This is a genomic window from Roseimarinus sediminis (genome assembly GCF_050433125.1).
GTDB classification, from domain to species: domain Bacteria; phylum Bacteroidota; class Bacteroidia; order Bacteroidales; family Prolixibacteraceae; genus Roseimarinus; species Roseimarinus sediminis.
Genome location: NZ_JBNPXV010000001.1, coordinates 256,044 through 275,769, shown reverse-complemented (window position 1 = coordinate 275,769; position 19,726 = coordinate 256,044). Strand labels below are relative to the sequence as shown.

22 protein-coding genes are annotated in these 19,726 nt (G+C 38.5%); 8 read left to right on the top strand and 14 right to left on the bottom strand.

Annotated elements, in window-relative coordinates; genetic code table 11:
* Nucleotides 1–15 precede the first annotated feature (15 nt).
* The gene (locus tag FHS86_RS01140) at nt 16–717 is read right to left on the bottom strand and encodes a Crp/Fnr family transcriptional regulator (RefSeq protein ID WP_429410251.1); all 702 of its coding nucleotides are present in this window, start codon (nt 715–717) and stop codon (nt 16–18) included.
* 267 nt (nt 718–984) lie between these two features.
* On the opposite strand from FHS86_RS01140, the gene FHS86_RS01135 reads away from it, so the two are divergent.
* Nucleotides 985–1,398, top strand: coding sequence for an OsmC family protein (locus FHS86_RS01135; protein ID WP_429410249.1), 414 nt, complete (start codon nt 985–987; stop codon nt 1,396–1,398).
* Nucleotides 1,399–1,516: 118 nt separating this feature from the next.
* On the opposite strand, the gene pheS is transcribed toward FHS86_RS01135, so the two are convergent.
* A complete protein-coding gene (pheS, locus tag FHS86_RS01130) occupies nt 1,517–2,536 on the bottom strand; it encodes a phenylalanine--tRNA ligase subunit alpha (RefSeq protein ID WP_429410247.1) in 1,020 nt (339 codons plus the stop codon).
* A 172-nt stretch (nt 2,537–2,708) separates the two neighbouring features.
* Between pheS and FHS86_RS01125 the strand changes: the two genes are divergently transcribed.
* Complete coding sequence (locus FHS86_RS01125; protein ID WP_429410245.1) at nt 2,709–3,413, top strand: MBL fold metallo-hydrolase; 705 nt, start codon at nt 2,709–2,711, stop codon at nt 3,411–3,413.
* On the opposite strand, the gene FHS86_RS01120 is transcribed toward FHS86_RS01125, so the two are convergent.
* The 4 genes from FHS86_RS01120 to FHS86_RS01105 form a co-directional block, all read right to left on the bottom strand.
* Nucleotides 3,410–3,856 (bottom strand): C-GCAxxG-C-C family protein, encoded by a 447-nt coding sequence (locus tag FHS86_RS01120; RefSeq protein ID WP_429410243.1) that lies wholly within the window; start codon nt 3,854–3,856, stop codon nt 3,410–3,412. The two genes, FHS86_RS01125 and FHS86_RS01120, sit on opposite strands and share 4 nt — an antisense overlap.
* 17 nt (nt 3,857–3,873) lie before the next feature.
* A complete protein-coding gene (locus tag FHS86_RS01115) occupies nt 3,874–5,145 on the bottom strand; it encodes a peptidylprolyl isomerase (protein WP_429410241.1) in 1,272 nt (423 codons plus the stop codon).
* An 86-nt stretch (nt 5,146–5,231) separates the two neighbouring features.
* Nucleotides 5,232–6,038 (bottom strand): peptidylprolyl isomerase, encoded by an 807-nt coding sequence (locus FHS86_RS01110; protein ID WP_429410239.1) that lies wholly within the window; start codon nt 6,036–6,038, stop codon nt 5,232–5,234.
* Between the two features lie 27 nt (nt 6,039–6,065).
* Nucleotides 6,066–6,890 carry a peptidylprolyl isomerase gene (locus FHS86_RS01105; protein WP_429410237.1) on the bottom strand — a complete coding sequence of 275 codons (825 nt, stop codon included), beginning with the start codon at nt 6,888–6,890 and terminating at the stop codon, nt 6,066–6,068.
* 130 nt (nt 6,891–7,020) lie between these two features.
* Here FHS86_RS01105 and FHS86_RS01100 point away from each other — a divergent pair, with 130 nt between their 5' ends.
* A complete protein-coding gene (locus tag FHS86_RS01100; protein WP_429410235.1) occupies nt 7,021–7,569 on the top strand; it encodes a GNAT family N-acetyltransferase in 549 nt (182 codons plus the stop codon).
* A 223-nt stretch (nt 7,570–7,792) separates the two neighbouring features.
* On the opposite strand, the gene FHS86_RS01095 is transcribed toward FHS86_RS01100, so the two are convergent.
* The 3 genes from FHS86_RS01095 to hemW are packed head-to-tail and all read right to left on the bottom strand — an operon-like array spanning nt 7,793 to nt 9,491.
* Entirely contained in the window at nt 7,793–8,005 is a 213-nt protein-coding gene (locus FHS86_RS01095; protein ID WP_429410233.1) for an RNA-binding S4 domain-containing protein, read from the bottom strand.
* Nucleotides 7,992–8,363, bottom strand: a complete 372-nt coding sequence (locus FHS86_RS01090; RefSeq protein WP_429410231.1) for an MmcQ/YjbR family DNA-binding protein — start codon at nt 8,361–8,363, stop codon at nt 7,992–7,994. The genes FHS86_RS01095 and FHS86_RS01090 overlap by 14 nt, the downstream gene beginning before the upstream one ends.
* 3 nt (nt 8,364–8,366) lie before the next feature.
* Nucleotides 8,367–9,491: a radical SAM family heme chaperone HemW gene (gene hemW / locus FHS86_RS01085; RefSeq protein ID WP_429410229.1), complete on the bottom strand. Its 1,125-nt coding sequence runs from the start codon at nt 9,489–9,491 to the stop codon at nt 8,367–8,369.
* A gap of 183 nt (nt 9,492–9,674) precedes the next feature.
* Here hemW and FHS86_RS01080 point away from each other — a divergent pair, with 183 nt between their 5' ends.
* On the top strand, nt 9,675–10,070 hold the full coding sequence (locus FHS86_RS01080) for a VanZ family protein (protein WP_429410227.1): 396 nt from the start codon (nt 9,675–9,677) through the stop codon (nt 10,068–10,070).
* Here the strand turns inward: FHS86_RS01080 and FHS86_RS01075 are convergent.
* From FHS86_RS01075 to FHS86_RS01065, 3 genes are read right to left on the bottom strand one after another with little or no spacing between them, the layout of a single operon-like run.
* Entirely contained in the window at nt 10,057–10,500 is a 444-nt protein-coding gene (locus FHS86_RS01075) for an RrF2 family transcriptional regulator (protein WP_429410225.1), read from the bottom strand. The two genes, FHS86_RS01080 and FHS86_RS01075, sit on opposite strands and share 14 nt — an antisense overlap.
* Nucleotides 10,501–10,542: 42 nt before the next feature.
* The gene (gene rpiB, locus FHS86_RS01070; protein ID WP_429410223.1) at nt 10,543–10,989 is read right to left on the bottom strand and encodes a ribose 5-phosphate isomerase B; all 447 of its coding nucleotides are present in this window, start codon (nt 10,987–10,989) and stop codon (nt 10,543–10,545) included.
* A gap of 10 nt (nt 10,990–10,999) precedes the next feature.
* Nucleotides 11,000–12,472, bottom strand: a complete 1,473-nt coding sequence (locus tag FHS86_RS01065) for a lipopolysaccharide biosynthesis protein (protein WP_429410221.1) — start codon at nt 12,470–12,472, stop codon at nt 11,000–11,002.
* Nucleotides 12,473–12,565: 93 nt separating this feature from the next.
* Here FHS86_RS01065 and FHS86_RS01060 point away from each other — a divergent pair, with 93 nt between their 5' ends.
* Complete coding sequence (locus FHS86_RS01060; protein WP_429410219.1) at nt 12,566–13,615, top strand: glutaminyl-peptide cyclotransferase; 1,050 nt, start codon at nt 12,566–12,568, stop codon at nt 13,613–13,615.
* A gap of 1 nt (nt 13,616) precedes the next feature.
* Here the strand turns inward: FHS86_RS01060 and ruvB are convergent, their stop codons facing one another.
* Together ruvB and FHS86_RS01050 are read right to left on the bottom strand one after the other, a co-directional pair.
* On the bottom strand, nt 13,617–14,642 hold the full coding sequence (gene ruvB / locus FHS86_RS01055; RefSeq protein ID WP_429410217.1) for a Holliday junction branch migration DNA helicase RuvB: 1,026 nt from the start codon (nt 14,640–14,642) through the stop codon (nt 13,617–13,619).
* A 34-nt stretch (nt 14,643–14,676) separates the two neighbouring features.
* Nucleotides 14,677–15,066, bottom strand: coding sequence for a response regulator (locus tag FHS86_RS01050; RefSeq protein WP_429410215.1), 390 nt, complete (start codon nt 15,064–15,066; stop codon nt 14,677–14,679).
* Between the two features lie 528 nt (nt 15,067–15,594).
* Between FHS86_RS01050 and FHS86_RS01045 the strand changes: the two genes are divergently transcribed.
* From FHS86_RS01045 to ybeY, 3 genes are read left to right on the top strand one after another with little or no spacing between them, the layout of a single operon-like run.
* Nucleotides 15,595–18,888, top strand: coding sequence for a coiled-coil domain-containing protein (locus FHS86_RS01045; protein WP_429410213.1), 3,294 nt, complete (start codon nt 15,595–15,597; stop codon nt 18,886–18,888).
* Nucleotides 18,872–19,270, top strand: coding sequence for an ATP-binding protein (locus FHS86_RS01040; RefSeq protein ID WP_429410211.1), 399 nt, complete (start codon nt 18,872–18,874; stop codon nt 19,268–19,270). Before FHS86_RS01045 ends, FHS86_RS01040 begins: the two co-directional genes overlap by 17 nt.
* Entirely contained in the window at nt 19,267–19,683 is a 417-nt protein-coding gene (ybeY, locus tag FHS86_RS01035; RefSeq protein WP_429410209.1) for an rRNA maturation RNase YbeY, read from the top strand. Before FHS86_RS01040 ends, ybeY begins: the two co-directional genes overlap by 4 nt.
* Nucleotides 19,684–19,726 lie beyond the last annotated feature (43 nt).

Below are 19,726 nucleotides of genomic sequence, written 5' to 3'. Positions count from 1 at the left end.
AATAGCATCGTTTGCTTAAATACTTGCCATACGGCGCAAGGTGGCCATATCGAGGAAACGAATTTTTCTTCCTTTCAATTCGATCAAACCATCCTGTTTAAACTCCGACAACAATCGGATGACCGATTCGGTGGCTGTACCGACCATATTGGCCAGTTCTTCGCGGGTTAAGGCAATCTGAAGGGTATTGCTTTCGTCAACATCAAAACTGTCCTTCAACAAAAGCAGTACTTCGGCCAGTCGTTCCCTAACCGTTTTCTGGGCAATATCGGTAATGTAGTCGTTGGCTTCACGCAATTCGCGACAAAGAATCTGAATCATCCAATGGGAAAACTTCCAGTTGTTTTGAAGCAGAAATAAAAGCGTTTGATAAGGTATGTGACACAGCACTGCATCGTCGATCACTTTGGCTGTTGTGCATGCCAGTTCCTGACTTAAAAGGGAACGAAATGCCACGATGTCGCCTGCTTTTACAAACCTGATGATTTGTTCCTTCCCGTCGATACCAGTTTTGTATATCTTGAGGATTCCTTTCGTAATGCAGTAAAAACCGGTTAAACGACTTCCTTCCCGATAAACAACACTTCCTTTTTTGTATACCTGACAGGTTTTGTCATAATTAAGCTTTCCGATTTCGGTATCGGTTAAATGCTTAAAGAATTTAAATTCCGACAAATCGGTATCTTCAGGAGTTGGATTATAATGTGAACTTCTCATAACATGTTTTGTTAAAAAAGAACCTTTTCTTGCGTATTTCAGAGGTAAATATAACAATACTTAGCTTTGAACAACAACAATATTAAAACATTTAATCAGCAACAATCAATCTAAAAACCAAATGAACGATTCGCTGATACTATTTAAGAAAAGGCAGCACGCTGGCTTAAAAATTAAAACTTTAAGTTGATTTTTTTTTTTGAGCGTGACCTTGATTACAAAATAGAATTTCTTAATTTAAGTTCTTTGCAAACAAAAACAGAAAAAATGGTACAAGAAACATTATTAAGCTGGAAAGGTGATATGGAGTTTGAAACAGAACTCTTTGGACACAAACTTACAATTGATGCAGGACCTGAGGTTGGCGGGCATAATAAAGGCGTACGCCCCAAGGTATTAATGCTTACCTCGCTGGCAGGCTGCACCGGCATGGATGTTATTTCCATTCTGAAAAAGATGAAAATTGAACCCGAAGCATTCAATGTGCGGGTGGATGGAACCCTCACCGAAGAGCATCCCAAACAATACGAAAAAATGCATCTGATTTATGAGTTCAAAGGAAAAGATCTTCCCCTGGACAAATTAAAGCGGGCCGTTGAACTTTCGCAGGATAAATATTGCGGCGTATCGGCCCTGTACAAAAAAGCCATTGAGCTCACTTACGAAATAAAGGTGCTCTAAAAGAAGTCAGTAAGGAAAAAGTCATTGGTCAATAAGTCAGTAAGGAAAAAGTCAGTAAGTCATTAAGGAAAAATAAGGGGCAAAACCCTATGACCAATGACTTACTGACTTTTTCCTTTTATAAGGCCGACTGGAATTGATTCAGAAAACGCACATCATTTTCAAAAAACAGTCGTAAATCTTTCACGCCATATTTCAACATGGTAATGCGTTCGATGCCCATTCCGAATGCAAATCCGGTATATTTTTTCGAATCGATGCCACAAAGTTCGAGCACATTGGGGTCAACCATTCCGCAACCCATAATCTCGAGCCATCCGGTGTATTTACACACATTGCAACCTTTGCCTCCACAAATTGAACAACTCACGTCCATTTCGGCCGATGGTTCGGTAAAGGGGAAATACGAAGGCCGGAGTCTGATCTGCGTTTTTTCTCCAAAGAGTTCGCGGGCAAAATACAAGAGGGTTTGTTTCAGGTCGGCAAACGACACATTTTCATCGACGTATAATCCTTCAATTTGATGGAAAATGCAATGTGCCCTGGCCGAAATTGCTTCATTACGAAAAACACGACCCGGGAAGATGGCCCTGATGGGCGGATTTGTTTTTTCCATCATACGAACCTGAACACTTGAAGTGTGTGTGCGCAACAGCACATCAGGATCTTTCTCAATAAAAAAGGTATCCTGCATGTCTCTTGCCGGGTGCTCCGGTGGAAAATTCAAAGCAGAAAACACGTGCCAGTCATCTTCAATTTCAGGCCCTTCGGCTACCACGAAACCCAAACGGGCAAAAATGTCGATGATTTCGTTTCGCACAACAGCCAGCGGATGACGGGTTCCCAGCTTCATTGCTTCGCCCGGCAGGGTCAGATCGATTCCCTGTGCGCCTTTGCGTGTGGCAGTAAAAGTATCTTTCAGACTGTTGATTTTATCCTGGGCAAAATTTTTCAGTTCATTGATGGCAGCTCCCAGCTCTTTTTTCTGATCACCAGGCACCTGCTTGAATTCTTCAAACAGTTGACCAATCAAACCTTTCTTACTAAGGTATTTGATTCGCAAAGCTTCTGCTTCATCCTTATTATCAGCCTTTACTGCTGCAATTTCTTCTTTTAATGCTTGTATTTTATTTAACATCACTCGGCTTGTTTTCAGTAAAGCTGCAAAATTAACAGAAAATGTTAAAATGCTGAGTGATTGCGGTGCTTATTCCATCGGGCTAAACAATTTGCTTACTTTGCACTTTATAATAACAGCATTTTGTATCGAATTTTTACTTTCTGATTATTGAACCAAAAGCATCATTTTTATGAAAGCAATCATTTTTTCTCTGCTTCCTTTGCTTTTTGCCGGAGCTTGTAAAAGTACTGAGGATCAAATACAGTTTTTTCCTGTTGAACATGCCTCGCTGGTCATCACAGCCGGAGAGCACACCATTTATGTCGATCCGGTGGGTGATACCCTCGATTACCATCAGTTCAATGCACCCGATCTGGTGCTGATTACCCACACCCATGGAGATCATCTCGACAAAGCCTTGCTTGAAAAACTACTTATGCCAACAACACGCATTGTTGTGAACCAGGCAGCAGCCGACCAACTCGGCTATGGAGAAGTAATGAAAAACGGAGCACAGTTAACGATCGATCATTTGACAATAGAAGCCGTTGCAGCCTACAATACGAGTCCCGACAGGCTGCGTTATCACCCTCAGGGCGAAGGAAACGGCTACCTTATTGAACTGGCCGGTCAAAGAATTTATATTTCGGGCGATACCGAAGACATTCCTGAAATGAGGTCACTTGTAAACATCGATCATGCCTTTGTTTGCATGAACCTTCCCTACACCATGACACCCGAACAGGCTGCATCGGCAGTGAACGAATTTAAACCGGCAAAAGTTTATCCCTATCATTACCGTCAGCGTGATGGTTTTGCCGATGTCGATTTGTTTAAAAGGCTGGTAGAAGCAACAAATGATCAAAGCGAAGTGGTATTGCTCGACTGGTATTAGTTTTTCTCTAACTTCAGCATCGATTCAAGAATGGAAACCGCATGCTTCACCAGCCCGGGACAAACAGTGTTAAAAAGATTTTCCGACCTGATTTTTTCGGCTTCCGCCGGAATGCTCAGGTCGTACTTCAATAGTTCCCTGCAATTGGTTCCCGCATTCAATGCAGTAAAGCGACGATTGAATTCAGTAATTTTTTCAACTGCCAGGGCTTTTTGTTCCGCTTTATCATCGCTTTGACGGGCACTCCAGAGTCCAATAATCATATAAGCCGCCGTAACGGTTCCACAGGTTTTTCCCTGGCGGGCCATACCGCCACCAAAGCCAAGGCCCAAATCAAAACACTGTTTTTCACTCAGTCCGAATTCACTCCCAAAAACTGAAAACACGGCCTGATTGCAATTCATGGAATCGAAATACGCCACTGCTTTTTCCTGTCTGTTCATGCTGATCAATTAATCAATCAATAGATGATGCTTACTTTGTTTAAGCGGATATCGCTAATGGGTCTGAAATCGCCTTTTACCGGAAAAAGAGAAATACGGTCGGCGACCTCGAGTCCCGAAATTACTTCCCCAAAAACGGTATACTCACCGTCGAGATGAGGCGCTCCACCAACAGTCGAATAAATTTCACGCTGCTCCGATGAAAATGTGATGCCCTTTTCCTTTTCCAATTCATCCAATTCGTCGGGCAGGTATTTTCGTCCTGTAACAATATAAAACTGTGATCCGTCGGAACGCTTTTGTTTATTTTTATCATCGGGCTTTCGTGGCGACCCGATAGCACCCCGCTTGTGGTAGCGATCGGGGAGTATGTGTGCCGGAATCGTGTAGCCAGGTCCCTTCCACCCCACAATATCGTCGGCTTTTGCATGGCGGGTATCGGCAGCTCCCATCTGAATACCAAAATCACGAATTACCCGATGTATCAACAAACTGTCGTAAAAGCCTTCTTCGCTCAATTGTACAAAATTATCGCGGTAGGCGGGTGTTTCATTGTAAAGTTGAATGGCAATATTTCCATAATCGGTTTCAAGAATAATGCGTTTTATGGCGGCATTCCGCTTTGCATTGGGCGCATTGATGGATGCTAAGGGCTTGGGTGCTGAGCGTTTGTTTACTAACTGAATAATTTCGGATGCAGGAACAGCAAAATACTGATTTTCATACATTACTTCTTCAGCAATCCCCATTCCGAGTACACTTCCATTCGAAACTAAAACCGGAGTTCCCAGCTGTGTTTTTCCAAGCACATTTGAAATGCTGTAGAGCTTACGCCCCTGTAATATTTTTTCCTGTAAACAAGAACCGGTATACAGGGCTTGGGTATTGTTCTTTTTTGGACCTACAATGTAGGTTTTAACTCCTTTAATTTCAGCAGCCCCATAGAGTTTCAGCGGTTCAGCTTCAAGCGTATCAACGGCCAGCAAAATCAGGTTATTGATACGATCGAAATTGTAAAAGTTACTAACAGGAATCATCGTGCCTCCATTTAAGGGAGTAATTTCAGCCCGCGTGGCACCATTGAACTTCGAAAAGGGTGCCACCAATGTCGTATTGGTAAGCAAAAAACATCTCCCTTTTTCGAGCAGGCGCTCACCATCATAGGTTTGAAAAGTATACACGGATCTGGCTGCCCGGGTCAAAGGATTTTCGACTGCTTCATTCTCTTTAACAGGGCTGTCATGATCGCTTGACTCCTTTTTCTCCGATGATCCGGAACAAGCGGACATTATAAATAAAGTAAGTAGCAAATAAGTAAAGTTTCGCACAATCAATAGTTTATATTCCTGTTTTCAAAGTGCTTTAAAAATACTGATTATTCAACAATTCTCACCGTCATTACCACATCGGTGTAAGGCCGGTTGTTTTCATCAACTTTTAAAGCAGCAATTTTATCAATTACTTCGTTGCCACCGATCAGCTCCCCAAATACTGTGTATTCATTTTCGATTTCAGGAGCGCCTCCAATGGTGGTATAGGCTTTGCGCTGTTCGGGCGTAAATTCCAGTTTCCCTTCATCCAAAGCATACCTGACGTCTATTTCATCCTTGATCTCATCAGCCAGTTTTCGTGCGGCAGGAAGGTCTTCTTCTTTAAGCCGGTTCAGCAGCTCTCTTTTTTCCGGGGTATATACACTGTTATAAATTCGCTTCCTTATGGGGCGGTTTACAGCCATCTCCATGGTGTCGAGCTGCCCTGGCCGATAGGTTCGCCCCTGAACGATAAAAAACTGTGAAATATCGCTTTGTTTAAAGAAATTCACTTCGTCGGGCTGACGGGGTGCACAAAGGGCTCCCCTTTTACAAAGGTGATGTTCCAGAATTTCGTCGTTCACTGTTTTATCGGGATCACCATAACCAATAAATTTTCCCGGCGGAGCATTTCTTGAATCTTTCGATCCGCCCTGAATGATGTAGTCTTTGATGACACGATAAAAAAGTGTTTGATTAAAATGTCCCTTGCGCGCCAGTTCAAGAAAAGCATCGCGGTGCAAGGGGGTATCGTCGTACAATACAAAGCGCATGTCTCCCAGGTTGGTGGCTATCAGTACCTGATGGCTTTGTGCCTTTAGCCCGGTAAAAGCAATGCTAATTAAAAATAGAAAGATCGCAATGTACTTCATTCGATAATGTCTTTCAATTAGAGATTCCTAATCAATCAGTTCGATTTCCATTACCAGGTCATCGAGTGGTCGGTCGGCCGGTCCGGTTGGGACGGCTGCAAGTGAGTCAAGCACATCAAAACCTTCAATCACCTGACCAAAAACGGTGTAGGCACCGTCGAGATGCGGTGTTCCTCCGATGCTTGAATAAATTTCTCTGCGCTTTTCATCCAGAGGGTCTCCACTGCTTTCGACCGAGCTTTCTGCTTTTTCCTGCAACATGATTTTCAAATCGTCGATACTGTCGATTTTCCCCTCGCTTTGCAGGCGCTGAATGGTAGGCAGGGCTTCGCGGTACAGCTTCATGAACTCCATTCTTGAAGCCTTGAATTTTTGCTGATCTTCAAAATCATTTAAGGCCTTCTCATTCCATTTTTTACCATGAACAATATAAAACTGCGAACCCGATGATGCTCTTTCAGGGTTCACATTGTCGCCCTGTCGGGCAGCTGCAAGTGCTCCTTTTTTATGATATAAGCCTTCGACTATTTCGGCAGGAATGGTGTAAGCGGGTCCACCGCTTCCAAGATGTTGTTTTGCGGCTGCATTTTTCGATTCAGGATCACCCCCCTGGATCATAAAACTATCGATGACCCGGTGAAACAACAAGCCATCGTAAAAATCTTCTTTCACCAGTTGAATAAAATTATCGCGGTGCCGTGGCGTTTCGTTGTAAAGTTTGATCACCATGTCACCATAAATTGTTTTGATACGTACCTTTTGTTCTTCTTCCCCTGCAGTGGTCGACTTTCCGGAACAAGCCACCAACACCAATGCAAGCAGTAAGTACATCCATCCTTTTTGTTGATTCATATGAGCTTAGTTAACATTTAATATGTAAATTGTTCACTACAAATATAAGACATCGTTCGATGAGCGATGCTTTAAAATAAATTCTAAAAATTTGTGGTAAATATAAAAACAACTCTTAGTAATACCAGCTATGATTTTATCAGATATTCAGGTTGATCGGCAAACCCAGCTACGACATCTGAGCATCGATGATGCACAGATCATTTTTGAAGCCATCGACAGCAATCGCTCCTTTTTAAGAACATGGCTGCCCTTTGTTGACAGTACCAAACAAGTGGGGCAGACCTATTCATTTGTCAAATCGATTGTTGATGATGTTGAACGACGTCAGGAAATATTCACCATTTATTATCAGGATCAGTTTGCCGGTTTAATTGGACTGAAGGACATCGACTATCTCAACAAAAAGGTGGAACTAGGATACTGGATGATCGAAAAAATGACGGGTAAAGGAATCATGATTCATTCGGTAGAGCGGATCATCGAATTTTGCTTTGCTGAATTATCGTTCAACCGGATACAAATTAAATGCGGTGTTGGAAACATACGGAGCAGTAATATTCCCAAAAAACTGGGCTTTTTATTCGAAGGAATTGAACGTAACGGAGAGAAATGTGCTGTCGGATTTCGCGATCTGGAAGTTTATAGTCTTTTGAAGAAAGAATGGTCTGATTTTTAATCAAAGCAAACAATGCATTTAACACCCCGAAACGGGCATTCATAAAAAGAAGGGGTTCATAATGAAAAGAGTAGGCAAAAAGGTATTGACAGACAGCTTAAAATTCATACTTTTGAAGTGCTTAATCAAAACCAGTTTAATTTTCTCTTTTCCAACCACACACCCCAAGCGCACAAGCTTAACTTCAGCCGGAAATCCCCAATTTCCGGCTTTCTTTTTCTACCTACTCTATACTTATTTCCAGATCGAAAATCCTGATCACGTCGCCCTTTCTGAGTTTTGCTCTTTTGCGGTTTTCCTTTTGATTGTTAAGCATCACTTCGCCATTATCAACCATGGTTTTAGCCATGGCTCCGCTTTCGGCAATGCTGAGTAATTTCAGTAATTTGATGAGTTCGATGTATTCACCGCTCAGTTCGAATTTAATTTTTTCCATTTTGTGCTATCTCTTGTAAGTTTTCCTTGTCCTTTCGACTCAAACCTTTCACCACCAGCTGGTAAGAATGATTGATTAATTCCTTAATGAGTATTCCGGGTACGGTTTCGTCGATATGTACTGTATTCCAGTGCTTTTTATTCATATGATAACCAGGTACAATAAAGGCATACAATTCGCGCAAGTCGATTGCTTTTTCGGGATCACATTTAAGATTGATACTCAGGTCACCATCCAGATTAACCAGGGCATAAATCTTATTCATCACCTTAAATACCAGGGTACTTTCATCGAAAGGAAAACTTTCGCTTGTACCGGGCAAAGTCAAACAATGGTCGCGTAAATTTTCAATATTCATGATTTATTGCATTAGGTCCGACATGATGCTGTCGGAAATAAGTTTGCCGGAATATGCCAGTTTGATATGTTTTTTGTCAATAAGCAGTTTTCCGGTATCACTGTATTTTGCAGCCGTTTTTTGCAATTGGGCAGCAAGCTTTTCCCCAAATTCCTGTGTTACGAAATCGAGATCGATTCCCCACATGGTTCGTAAAGCCGTTATAATATAGTCGTTAAAACGCTCGTTGATGCCAAGTGCTTCACTTTCGAATGGTACCTTACCATGTTTTATAGCCAGCATATAATGATTCAGGCTGGCCACATTCCACTGGCGCGTCGTTTTATTGTACGAATGAGCAGAAGGTCCGATGCCCAGGTATTCGGTTTGATTCCAATACGACGAATTATGTTTGGCATAGCAGCCTTCCTGCGCAAAATTTGAAATTTCGTAATGTATGAAGTCATTTTTTTCGGCCTGATTAACCAGCTCTTCAAACTGAATTACACTCTCCTGTTCGTCTACTTCGTTTAATTTACCACGGTGCAAATCGTCGTATAGTTGAGTTCCTTTGTGATAGGTCAAATGATAGGCCGATAAATGTTTTACACCAAGCTGAAATACCTGCTGAAGGTTTTCACGCCACTGCTCGAAAGACATGCCCGGCACACCATAAATCAGGTCAACACTGATGTTGGTAAATCCAGCCTTATGGGCATTTTTTACAGCATTTAGTGCCTGTGTAGGATTGTGTCTGCGTTTCATCAGTTTCAGATCGGATTGAAAAAATGACTGTATGCCTATGCTTAAACGGTTTACCGGGCTTCGATACAGGTCATTCAGGTATTTTTCACTCAGATCGTCGGGATTGGCTTCAAGGGTAATTTCAGCATCGTTGCTTACATCGAACAAGCCTTTGCAGCAATCGATCAGCATAGTGATTTGCTGACTGTTTAATAAGGAAGGAGTTCCTCCCCCAAAATAGATGGTTTCAATGGAAGTATCGCTCAAATAATTGCGTTGTAACCAGAGCTCATGTTTCAAAGCACTAAGCAGCTCTTCGATTCGCGAAGTGTCGGTAGTTTTGTAAAAATCACAATAACTGCACTTTACTTTACAAAAAGGAATATGAAAATAAATTCCAGCCATTTCAATTGTGTTTAGGAAATAATTTATGTTCTGCGTTTGTTTTTGCCGGTAATTTAAAAATTCAAATGCTATGATGCTTGCTTTTTATTAAATAAGTTCAGGTATTTTTATTAAAACGATCCGGTGCAGAAACAATCTGATTTTTCTTTTGTAGTATTGTCTAAACGCAACAAAAAAACGCCTATGATGCCCATTACACGAAAACATCTTTATCCGGTGATTTGGTTCGCTTTAATCAGTTATGCATCACTGACGCCACCAAAAGGAATTCCCAAATTTCCTGCAATTCCACATTTCGATAAAGTAGTTCATTTTGGAATTTACTATGTGCTTGTAATTGTATTAATTCCTTTATTTCTAAAACATAAGAACTACAACAGAACTTATTTGATTTCGGGAATTGCTGCTGTTATCACAGGCATCTTTTTCGAATTGATGCAGTTGTTGATCACAAGCGTTCGGAGTGCTTCGTTTGCCGATGCCCTTGCGAATTTTTTCGGTTGTTTACTTGGAATAGTAAGTTATCAGTTGCTTATCAGAGATAAAAAACTGGAAAAAATTATTTTTAGAATTGAATAGCTTCACCCGAAATTTCGAAATCTTCGATGATATCCGCCAGGGAAGTCTCCTGGTAAAATCCAATCAGATCTCCACGCAGTTTACTAAAACGCCGGTGCACCGGACAGGTTGAAATTTCTTCGGTATAACAAGAGCAAGGTTCAAGCCTGATTATACAATGATTGAAATACTTTTCACCATCGATATGAACCACGATGTCGAACAAGGAAATATCTTCAGGTTCACGTCCCAGTGCAAAGCCACCATTGGGTCCTTTGATGGATGTCAGAATTTTTTCCCTGGCCAGGCTCTGCAAAATTTTACCTAAAAATGGAGAAGGAATTTTCAGATCTTCGGAAATTTTCTTGATTCCAATTTTTTGGTTGTCCTTTGCATAATTAGCAAGATAGATCAGGGCTCTTATTGCATATTTACAGGTATTTGAAAGCATAGTGTAATGTTTTGTTGCGAAATTAAAAATAATTTCAAAACTCTATTCAGGAGTACAGGGTATTTTTTTTATGCGCTGAATATGACGACCCCCTTCAAATTCGGTAGTTAGAAATATTTCAAGCATGTTTTTTGCTTCATCATCACTGATAAATCGAGCTGGCAGGGCCAATATGTTTGCATCGTTATGCAAGCGTGCAAGACGTGCTATTTCTTCAGTCCAGCACAAAGCAGAACGAATACCCTGATGTTTGTTTACAGTCATGTTAATTCCATTTCCGCTGCCACATAAGGATATTCCCAAATCGTATTCACCACTTTCTACCGCCGATGCCATTGGATGCGCCCAATCGGCATAATCGCTGCTTTCGCTGCTGTATGCTCCAAAGTCCTTAAAAATAATTCCTTTATCTTTCAGATAATCAATCACTACCTGTTTGCGTTCAAAACCTGCATGATCTGACGCAAGTGCAATTTTCTTATTTTTCATCTTTATTGTATTATTCATTCCTGATCAACGAAAAAATTTCCTTTCTTTCTTTCAGTAGGATGATTGCCCAAAAGATAAGGTTAACTAATACAGCCAGCCAAAAATACGAATTTGTTTCTGTTCGCACCATCCAATAAATTCCAAACAATAACAGTGAAACAATTAAGTAAAAGAAGAAGTTTTTCACCTGATAAGCTATTGGATAAAATTTCTGTCCCAATAGATACGAAACAACCGACATGACAACAAAACAAGCCAATATTGCCCAGGCAGAAGCATAATATCCAATGAGTGGAATAAAGGCAAAATTAATAAAAAGGGTGATTGCCGAACCCATGATTCCCATGTATGCTCCGTACCTTGTTTTTTCACTTAGTTTGTACCACAACGACAAGGTAAAATAGATTCCCATGAACAAATTGGCCATCATAACAATAGGAACAACACCAATTCCCCCCCTGTACTCACTGGAAATGATGAGTTTAAACACATCAATAAAGGTAGTCAGTCCCAGAAATATAATCAAACCAATAATGCTAAAGTATTTCATTACAATAACATACATCGATCGATCGCTGTCATCGTTTTTTCTGCTAAAGAAAAAGGGTTCAAAAGCAAAGCGGAAGGCCTGAATAAACATATTCAAAATCACGGCCATTTTAAACGATGCCGCATAAATTCCCAGCTGTGTCATGGGCTCTTCCGATTCGGGCAAGAGTTTTGGCAGCAGTATTTTATCAATATTTAAATTGATCATTCCTGTTATTCCTACCACTAAAATTGGAAAAGAATAAGCGATCATCCTTTTTAACAACTTAAAATCAAAGTCCAATTTTAAGCGGATCACCGGAAATAACATGAGCAGCGTTACGAAGGAAGCGATCAGATTCGATACAAAAACATATCCAATACTAAAACTACGGTCATACAGTTGGTCGATAACAGAACCTGGAAAACGGCTTTCAAGCCATGGGCAAAGAGAGAGAAAAAATAAATTGAAACCAATATTAATTCCAATATTAACAAACTTAATAACAGCAAAGCGCATGGGTCTGTGTTGCAGCCGTAATTTTGCAAATGGCAGGGTTCCCAAAACATCAAATGCAACGGTAATTCCCATAATTACAATGAAATTTGAATAGCCCGGCATGCTCACAGCTGCTGCCAGGTCATCGCGCCATAAAATTATTCCCGCAACAAAAAGTAGAGTCGAAAAAGTAATCGATAAAAACGAGGTGGAAAAAACTTTATCGGGCGACTTATCCCTGGATGCAAACCTGAAATACCCGGTTTCCATTCCATAGGTAAGTATCACAAAAAGGAAGGCTACATAGGCATAAATGTTACTGATTCGCCCCAGTTCTTCCTGTTGCACAAACATGTAAGTCCAGTATGGATTTAGCCACCAGTTTAAAAACCGTCCAACAATGCTTGGAATACCGTAAATGGCAGTTTCGCCCGATAGTTTTCTTAAAGCTTTCAATTGCTAAATGTTATTGGATTGGGTGAATGAATTCGTATTTTGTTTGTTAATTTTGTCACTTACATTTTACTGTGCTAAATAATCATTGCCAATATGAAAATAATCGTGGCCTCGTTTTTAGTCCTACTCATAGGTTTTTCAGCTTGCAGTTCCAAATCGAACAAAGGCCGTAAACCTGTCACAAATATACAGATTACGCCATCAAACAAAACAATAAGTTACGGAGATCATTTTTCTATTGAACTAAGTTCTCGCTTTGATGAACCCGAAATTAGCGAATTAAAACTATATATTGACGATCGTTTACTAAAAACTGTTAATGATAAAGCTTTGCAATTCACTGTTAATGAAACGATTTTACCTGGACAACATATTGTAAAAGCAGTAGCCACCAACACAGCCGGCAAAACAGGAAGCAATTATGTAATCATAAAAGTTGTTTCGGATACCCCAGCTGCAAAAATGGGTTATCAACTGATCGAAAGTATTTCGCATCCTACTGAAAATTACACACAGGGTTTTGAATTTCACAAGGGAATACTTTTCGAAGGCACAGGAAATTATGATGAAAGCTATATTCACAAATATTTACCTGATCATCAAACCATTGATAAATCAATAAAACTCGAAGCTCAGTATTTTGGAGAAGGCATCACCATTTTGAACGGTAAAATTTACCAACTCACCTACAAGTCGCGAAAAGGAATGGTTTATGACTTAAATACTTTTGAAAAAATTGACGAATTTAGTTTTTCTTCCAAAGAGGGCTGGGGATTAACCAACGATGGCCAATCGCTCATTATGAGTGATGGTAGTTCAAAACTATTCTTCCTTAACCCTGAAAATTTCAAAGTTGAAAAAGTAATTGAAGCCACTTATCCCGACGGTTTTGTTAAAAATCTGAATGAACTGGAATATGTCGACGGGATAATTTATGCCAACATTTGGACATCGGAAACCATTGCAAAAATAGATGCAAATACAGGCATTGTGCTGGCTTTTATCAATATGAGCGGCCTGCTTCAAAATTACAATAATTCGCGTATTGATGTATTGAACGGCATTGCTTACCATCCTGAAGAAGAACTTTTTTACATTACCGGGAAATGGTGGCCACGAACATTTAAAGTACGTTTTGAGTGAATTAAAAAAGGGTGAAATTATCAGAATTCAAATTGGTCCTGCCAAGATGATGATAAGCCTTTTCTGTCACTTCTCTTCCCCGTGGAGTTCGTTTTATAAAACCTTCTTTTATGAGAAATGGCTCATAAACTTCTTCTATGGTACCTGCATCTTCACCCACAGCTGTTGAAATGGTACTTAAACCTACCGGACCTCCCTTAAATTTTTCAATAATCGTGAGTAAGATTTTATTATCCATTTCATCGAGGCCATACTGATCGATATTAAGCGATTTAAGCGCATATTTGGTTATATCCATGTCGATGATACCATTGCCCTTAACCTGGGCAAAATCGCGTACTCTTCGCAGCAGAGCGTTGAGTATACGTGGCGTACCCCTACTTCGTCCGGCAATTTCCATGGCAGCATCATTGTGTATTTCAACATTTAAAATGCCAGCTGAACGTTTTATAATTTTGTGAAGAACTTCGGTATCGTAGTATTCAAGGTGCGCATTGATTCCAAATCGGGCCCTTAATGGACTCGTTAATAATCCTGAGCGGGTAGTAGCTCCAACCAGTGTAAACGGATTGAGCTCAATCTGAATAGATCTTGCACTGGGTCCCTTATCGAGCATAATGTCGATTTTGTAATCTTCCATGGCCGAATACAGGTATTCTTCCACAATGGGACTTAAACGGTGAATTTCGTCGATAAACAATACATCGTGCGCTTCGAGATTGGTTAACAAACCAGCTAAATCAGCCGGTTTATCCAATACAGGACCCGATGTTGTCTTCATGCTCACATTCAGCTCATGTGCGATAATATTCGAAAGTGTGGTTTTTCCAAGACCTGGAGGCCCGTGAAGAAGTACATGATCCAACGCTTCGTCGCGCTGTTTTGCAGCTTGTACAAATACAAGAAGATTATCGATGATTTTACGCTGTCCGCTAAAATCATCAAAACTTAACGGACGCAGCTTTTTATCAAAGTCGCTATCCGTTTCCGAATTTAAATTTCCTCGTATATCCAGTGAATCGGCCATTCATTTTACTTAACAATGGCCAAAGATATTAACTTTATCCTATAATATTCAATTCTTTGAATATTTCGTTTAACCTATTCATATCGAATGGTTTAGCCATATATTCATCCATGCCGGTAGCCAGACATTTATCCCTGTCGTTATCCAGCGTATTGGCAGTTATGGCAATAACGGGTGTATGATGTTTGTTGTCGTTTTCCTTTTCAAATTTTCTGATTTGAAAAGTAGCTTCCAGCCCATCCATTACCGGCATCATAATATCCATCAAAATAACATCGTATGTCTTTTCACGGTATTTATTTACAGCCTCTAAACCATTGTTTGCAATATCAACTTCGTGGTTAAACTTTTTCAAGCTAAAGGTTGTAATACGCTGGTTAAGAATGTTATCCTCAACCAATAAAATCGATAAATTTTCTTTCATAGCCTAACTTTCTTCCTCTCACTAATTAACAATATTGCCCTGCAAATATATATTTTTATTTCTTAAAATATTTAAAAGTCTTATTAATGATATTAGCCTGTTAATTCTGTTGATAACTTAGAACGAGTTTTTATCTACACGAATTTAAAAATATTTCAATAGGTTTTGAATATCTTTTGAAAATTTAAAAGTCTGGATACTAATTTTGTAAGTATTTTTTTTAACAATTGTTAATAAGACTTTAGCCTGCTTTTGTGCACTTTTGTATTGTTGATACTGTGAATAAAGAAGCGTGTTAAAAATTGATAGCTTTAGCTGCATTTTTAAAAAGTTTCTATAGCTAATATTGTAATCGGTTTTATCAAGTTTTCTTTTAAAAAATTGTACGCTTGTTTTAACAGTTTATCAACCATAAAGGAACATAATATTAAAAAGCACTCTTGATGGCAATTTAATGCCGATTGTCTGAAATATAGTATCTAATTGTGCCATTAGCGTTTATCTTTGTAATAAAACAAATTTTAAGTGATGAGAGATAATTATTTAATTATAGAAAAGCGAATTTTAAAATTTGTAAAGAAATATTATCTCAATAAAGTTGTTAAAGGATTGTTATTTAGTATAATTATAGCAATTATTTTGACTTTATTGGCTGTATTTACAGAATTGTTTTTTTACTTCAGTAGTTACGAAAAGAAAATAATCTTAACACTTTATCTCACCGGGATTTCTTTTACAATAGTTTATGGTGTATTATGGCCTTTACTAGGTTTTTTTGGTATTGGGAATACGATTAAAACAGAGAAAATTAATGAATTGATTGTAGAACATTTTCCTGATATAAAAGATCAGTTACTGAATATTATTGAATTAAATAATCAGGCGAATGAAAATAATTATTCAAACGAATTAATTATTGCCAGTATTGATCAAAAAATAAGTTCAATTAAGCATTTTGATTTTAATGAAGCGATAAGTTTAAAGGAACATCGTCGATTTTTATGGGTACTTTTTGGTTTTATTGCTTCAAGCATACTTTTGGTCATGTTCATGCCTTCAAATTTGAAGTCGTCTGCTTCGAGATTATTGGCATATAATGTTGAATTCGAAAAGCCATCTCCTTATCAGTTCATTTTGCTAAATGAAGCGTTAACTGCAGGAAAGGGTGATAATTACAATATCAGGGTAAAAGTAGACAGCGATAAAGAGTTTACTGAAGTTTTGCTTGGCTATGGAGACAACCAGTTTATGATGAAGAAGGATTCATTAAATATTTATTCCTACGAGCTTACTTCAGTAAATAATGATGTCCATTTTAATTTTAGTGTTGGCGAATTTCATTCAAAAAAATATACGCTGGAAGTATTACCGAAACCTGTTTTGGCAGGATTCGATATAGAAGTAAAAAAACCTGCTTATACAGGGTTGAAAAATGAAGTTTTTAATAATGTAACAGAAATTATTGTTCCGCATGGATCTAAGCTTGCTTTCTCATTCCAAACGTTTTACACCGATACCTTGTTTCTGTCTGCTGCTGATCAAAGTAGCAGTGTAGTGCAACCGTTTAATCATGAGTTAACTGTTTACAATAATGCCTTGTATTCGATAGGAGTTCAAAATAAGTATTTTGAAAGCGCTAATTTACTGTCGGTCAATGTGGAACTAATACCCGACGATTATCCTGCCATCGATGTGGATATGCTAATCGATAGTATGGAGTTTACAAGAAGTTATTTCAAGGGTATAATCGCCGATGATTATGGTATTTCCAACTTAAACTTCATTTCCAAAGTGGATGGAAAAATTGATTCGATTCGTCCGGTACAGTTTATCCCAAACTTAATGCAACAGGATTTCTTTTATGCTTACAATTTTAATTTTTATAAAGGAGTGACACCAGAGGTAGAATATTACTTTGAAGTAGGAGATAATGATGCTATTAACGGCAGTAAAAAATCGACCAGCGAGGTATACTTATTTCGTTTTCCCGATCAAAAAGACATTAATAATTACCAGGAAGAACAATTTGACAACATTGAAGAAGTTGTAAGCGAAAGCATGAATCTTACGAATCAGATTAAAGAAGATTTAGCAGATTTAAAGCAAAAAATGATTAATTCTGAGCTCAGTGATTGGGAAAAGAAGGAAGCTGTCAAAAATATTTTTTCAAATAAAATGCAGCTTGAAAAGGCTTTGGATGAAATAAAGGAAAGGAACAAGGAATTAAATAGTTATTTGGAATCGTATACTGAACAGAATGAGGAGTTAATAGAAAAGCAGAATAGGATTGAAGAGATGTTGGAAGAAATAATGTCAGACGAATTAAAAAAGCTGATGGATGAATTCAACAAAATGATGGAGCAGTTTGATCAGGAAAAAGTAAATAACTTATCAGAGCAGCTTGACATATCGCTCGATGATCTATCAGAACAGCTCGACAGAAATATATCGCTGTTAAAACGGATGAAAATTGAGCAGCAGTTGTCCTCGGCCATTGAACAGTTAAAGCAAAAAGCGGATGAACAAAATAAATTGCAGGATTCAATTAATAATGGGGTTCAACCTGAAAGTTTAAGCGAAAAGCAGGAACAATCGAAGAAGGAAATGTCGGATTTAGAAGAGCAATATGAAAAAATACAACAATTAAATGATGAGCTGGAAGAACCAGTTCAACTTTACGATTTTGAGGATGAATTTGGTGCAATTCAGGAAGAATTTGATCAATCGATCGATCAGTTGAATAAGAATAAAGAAAAAAGTTCTCGTCAGTCGCTGGAGAACAACAAACAAAAAATGGAAGCGCTGGCTTCTATGATGCAACAAATGATGGATGCTGCCTTTGCTCAGCAAAATCAGGAGAGTATAGAAGATTTGTTGCAGATACTTGATAACCTTGTTTTATTTAGTGTTTCGCAGGAAGAAGTGATTGTAAAGCCGGTCAATCAACAGTTCGATGGCAATATTTTGGCTGAGCAAAAGAAACTTTATACAGACTTTGGAGTAATTAAAGATTCTATTTATGCCCTTGCCAGACGGGAGCCTTCAATTAATTCAGTTGTTAATAAGGAAATTGTAACGATTGAAAATTCATTTGTTACCATAGATAAGAATTTGTCGGAAGACAGAGTGGCTCAGTCAAAAGTTGGTCAACAGGTGGTGCTTACCTCTGCAAATAATCTGGCATTGTTTTTATCTGAAGTGATCAAAAATATGCAGGAACAACAGGCAAATTCGATGCCTGGCAATCAAAACTGCCAGAAACCCGGCAATAATCCGAATCCAAACAGCATGGGCAACTCATTAAAGCAAATGCAAAAGAGCATGCAGGAACAACTTGAAAAAATGATGCAAATGATGAAGGAGGGCAGTAGCGGGCAATCGATGAGCCAGGAAATGGGAAAAGCATTGGCGCAGCAGGAAAAAATGAAAGACATGCTTCAGAAAATGATGCAAAATGGCAATGTTGGAAGTAATGCCTTTGAAACGTTGAAACAGGCTGAACAATTGCTTGATAAAGTAAAAGAAGATATTATTAGGGATAATTTGTCAGATCAGACAGTTGACCGGCAAAGGGAAATATTAACACGATTGCTTGAAGCCGAGAATGCTGAGAATGAAAGAGAACTTGATGAAAAAAGAAAATCATCCACAGCACAGCAGAATCGTATAAGTGAAACAGCAAAATACTTTGATAATACTATTTCAAATGATAAATTTGATGAGCGATTGTTAAGAGAAAAGCTAATTTTAAAACGTTATTACCAGCTAAAGTATCAAAACTATGTTAATCAATTAGATAGTATAAATGGTTCAAACAATTGAAATAGAATCGGATATTAATAAAATTAAAAATGTTGAGTTGTTTTTTACAGCCATTTTTAAAAAATTAAATTTTTCGCGTAAAATTTATGGAAAAATTTATCTGGCAGGTACCGAAGCAGTCAACAATGCTATCTTACATGGTAATAAAGAGAATATCACCAAGCGTGTTAAAATTACTTTTCAGGAATTGGAACAAATTTACCAGCTAGTTATTAGCGATGAAGGAGATGGTTTTGAATACGACCAGGTTCCCGACCCATGTGATCCTGCAAATTTGATCAAAGAATCGGGTAGAGGTATCTTTATTATGAAGCAGTATGCATCAGCTGTAAGTTTTTTAAATGGTGGTTCTACGGTTATTTTAAGCTTCAACAAGCAGTGATTTATTTTTATAACGAAGACATTGATTTACCAGTAATCGATACAACAAAGTATATTGACTGGATTGAACGGATCATTCATTTTCATGGAAAGCGTACCGGGGAAGTTTCGTTTATTTTTTGTTCCGACCCATATTTACTTCAAATTAACAAAGAATATCTTAATCACGATTATTTTACTGACATTATAACTTTTAATTATAACACTGATAATGAGTTATCTGGTGATATATTTATTAGTCTTGATACGGTTCGTGAAAATGCCAAGGAATACAAAGTAAGTTTTAGCGATGAACTGCGCAGGGTAATCATTCATGGAATACTTCATTTGGTGGGCTTCGACGACAAAACTAAGGAACAAAAGCAAATAATGCGTCAGAAAGAAGAAGAAGCGATGAACATGTTTGATTCATAATTGCTTATAAATTGATACTTTTGTCGCAGTTTGAATAAAACTT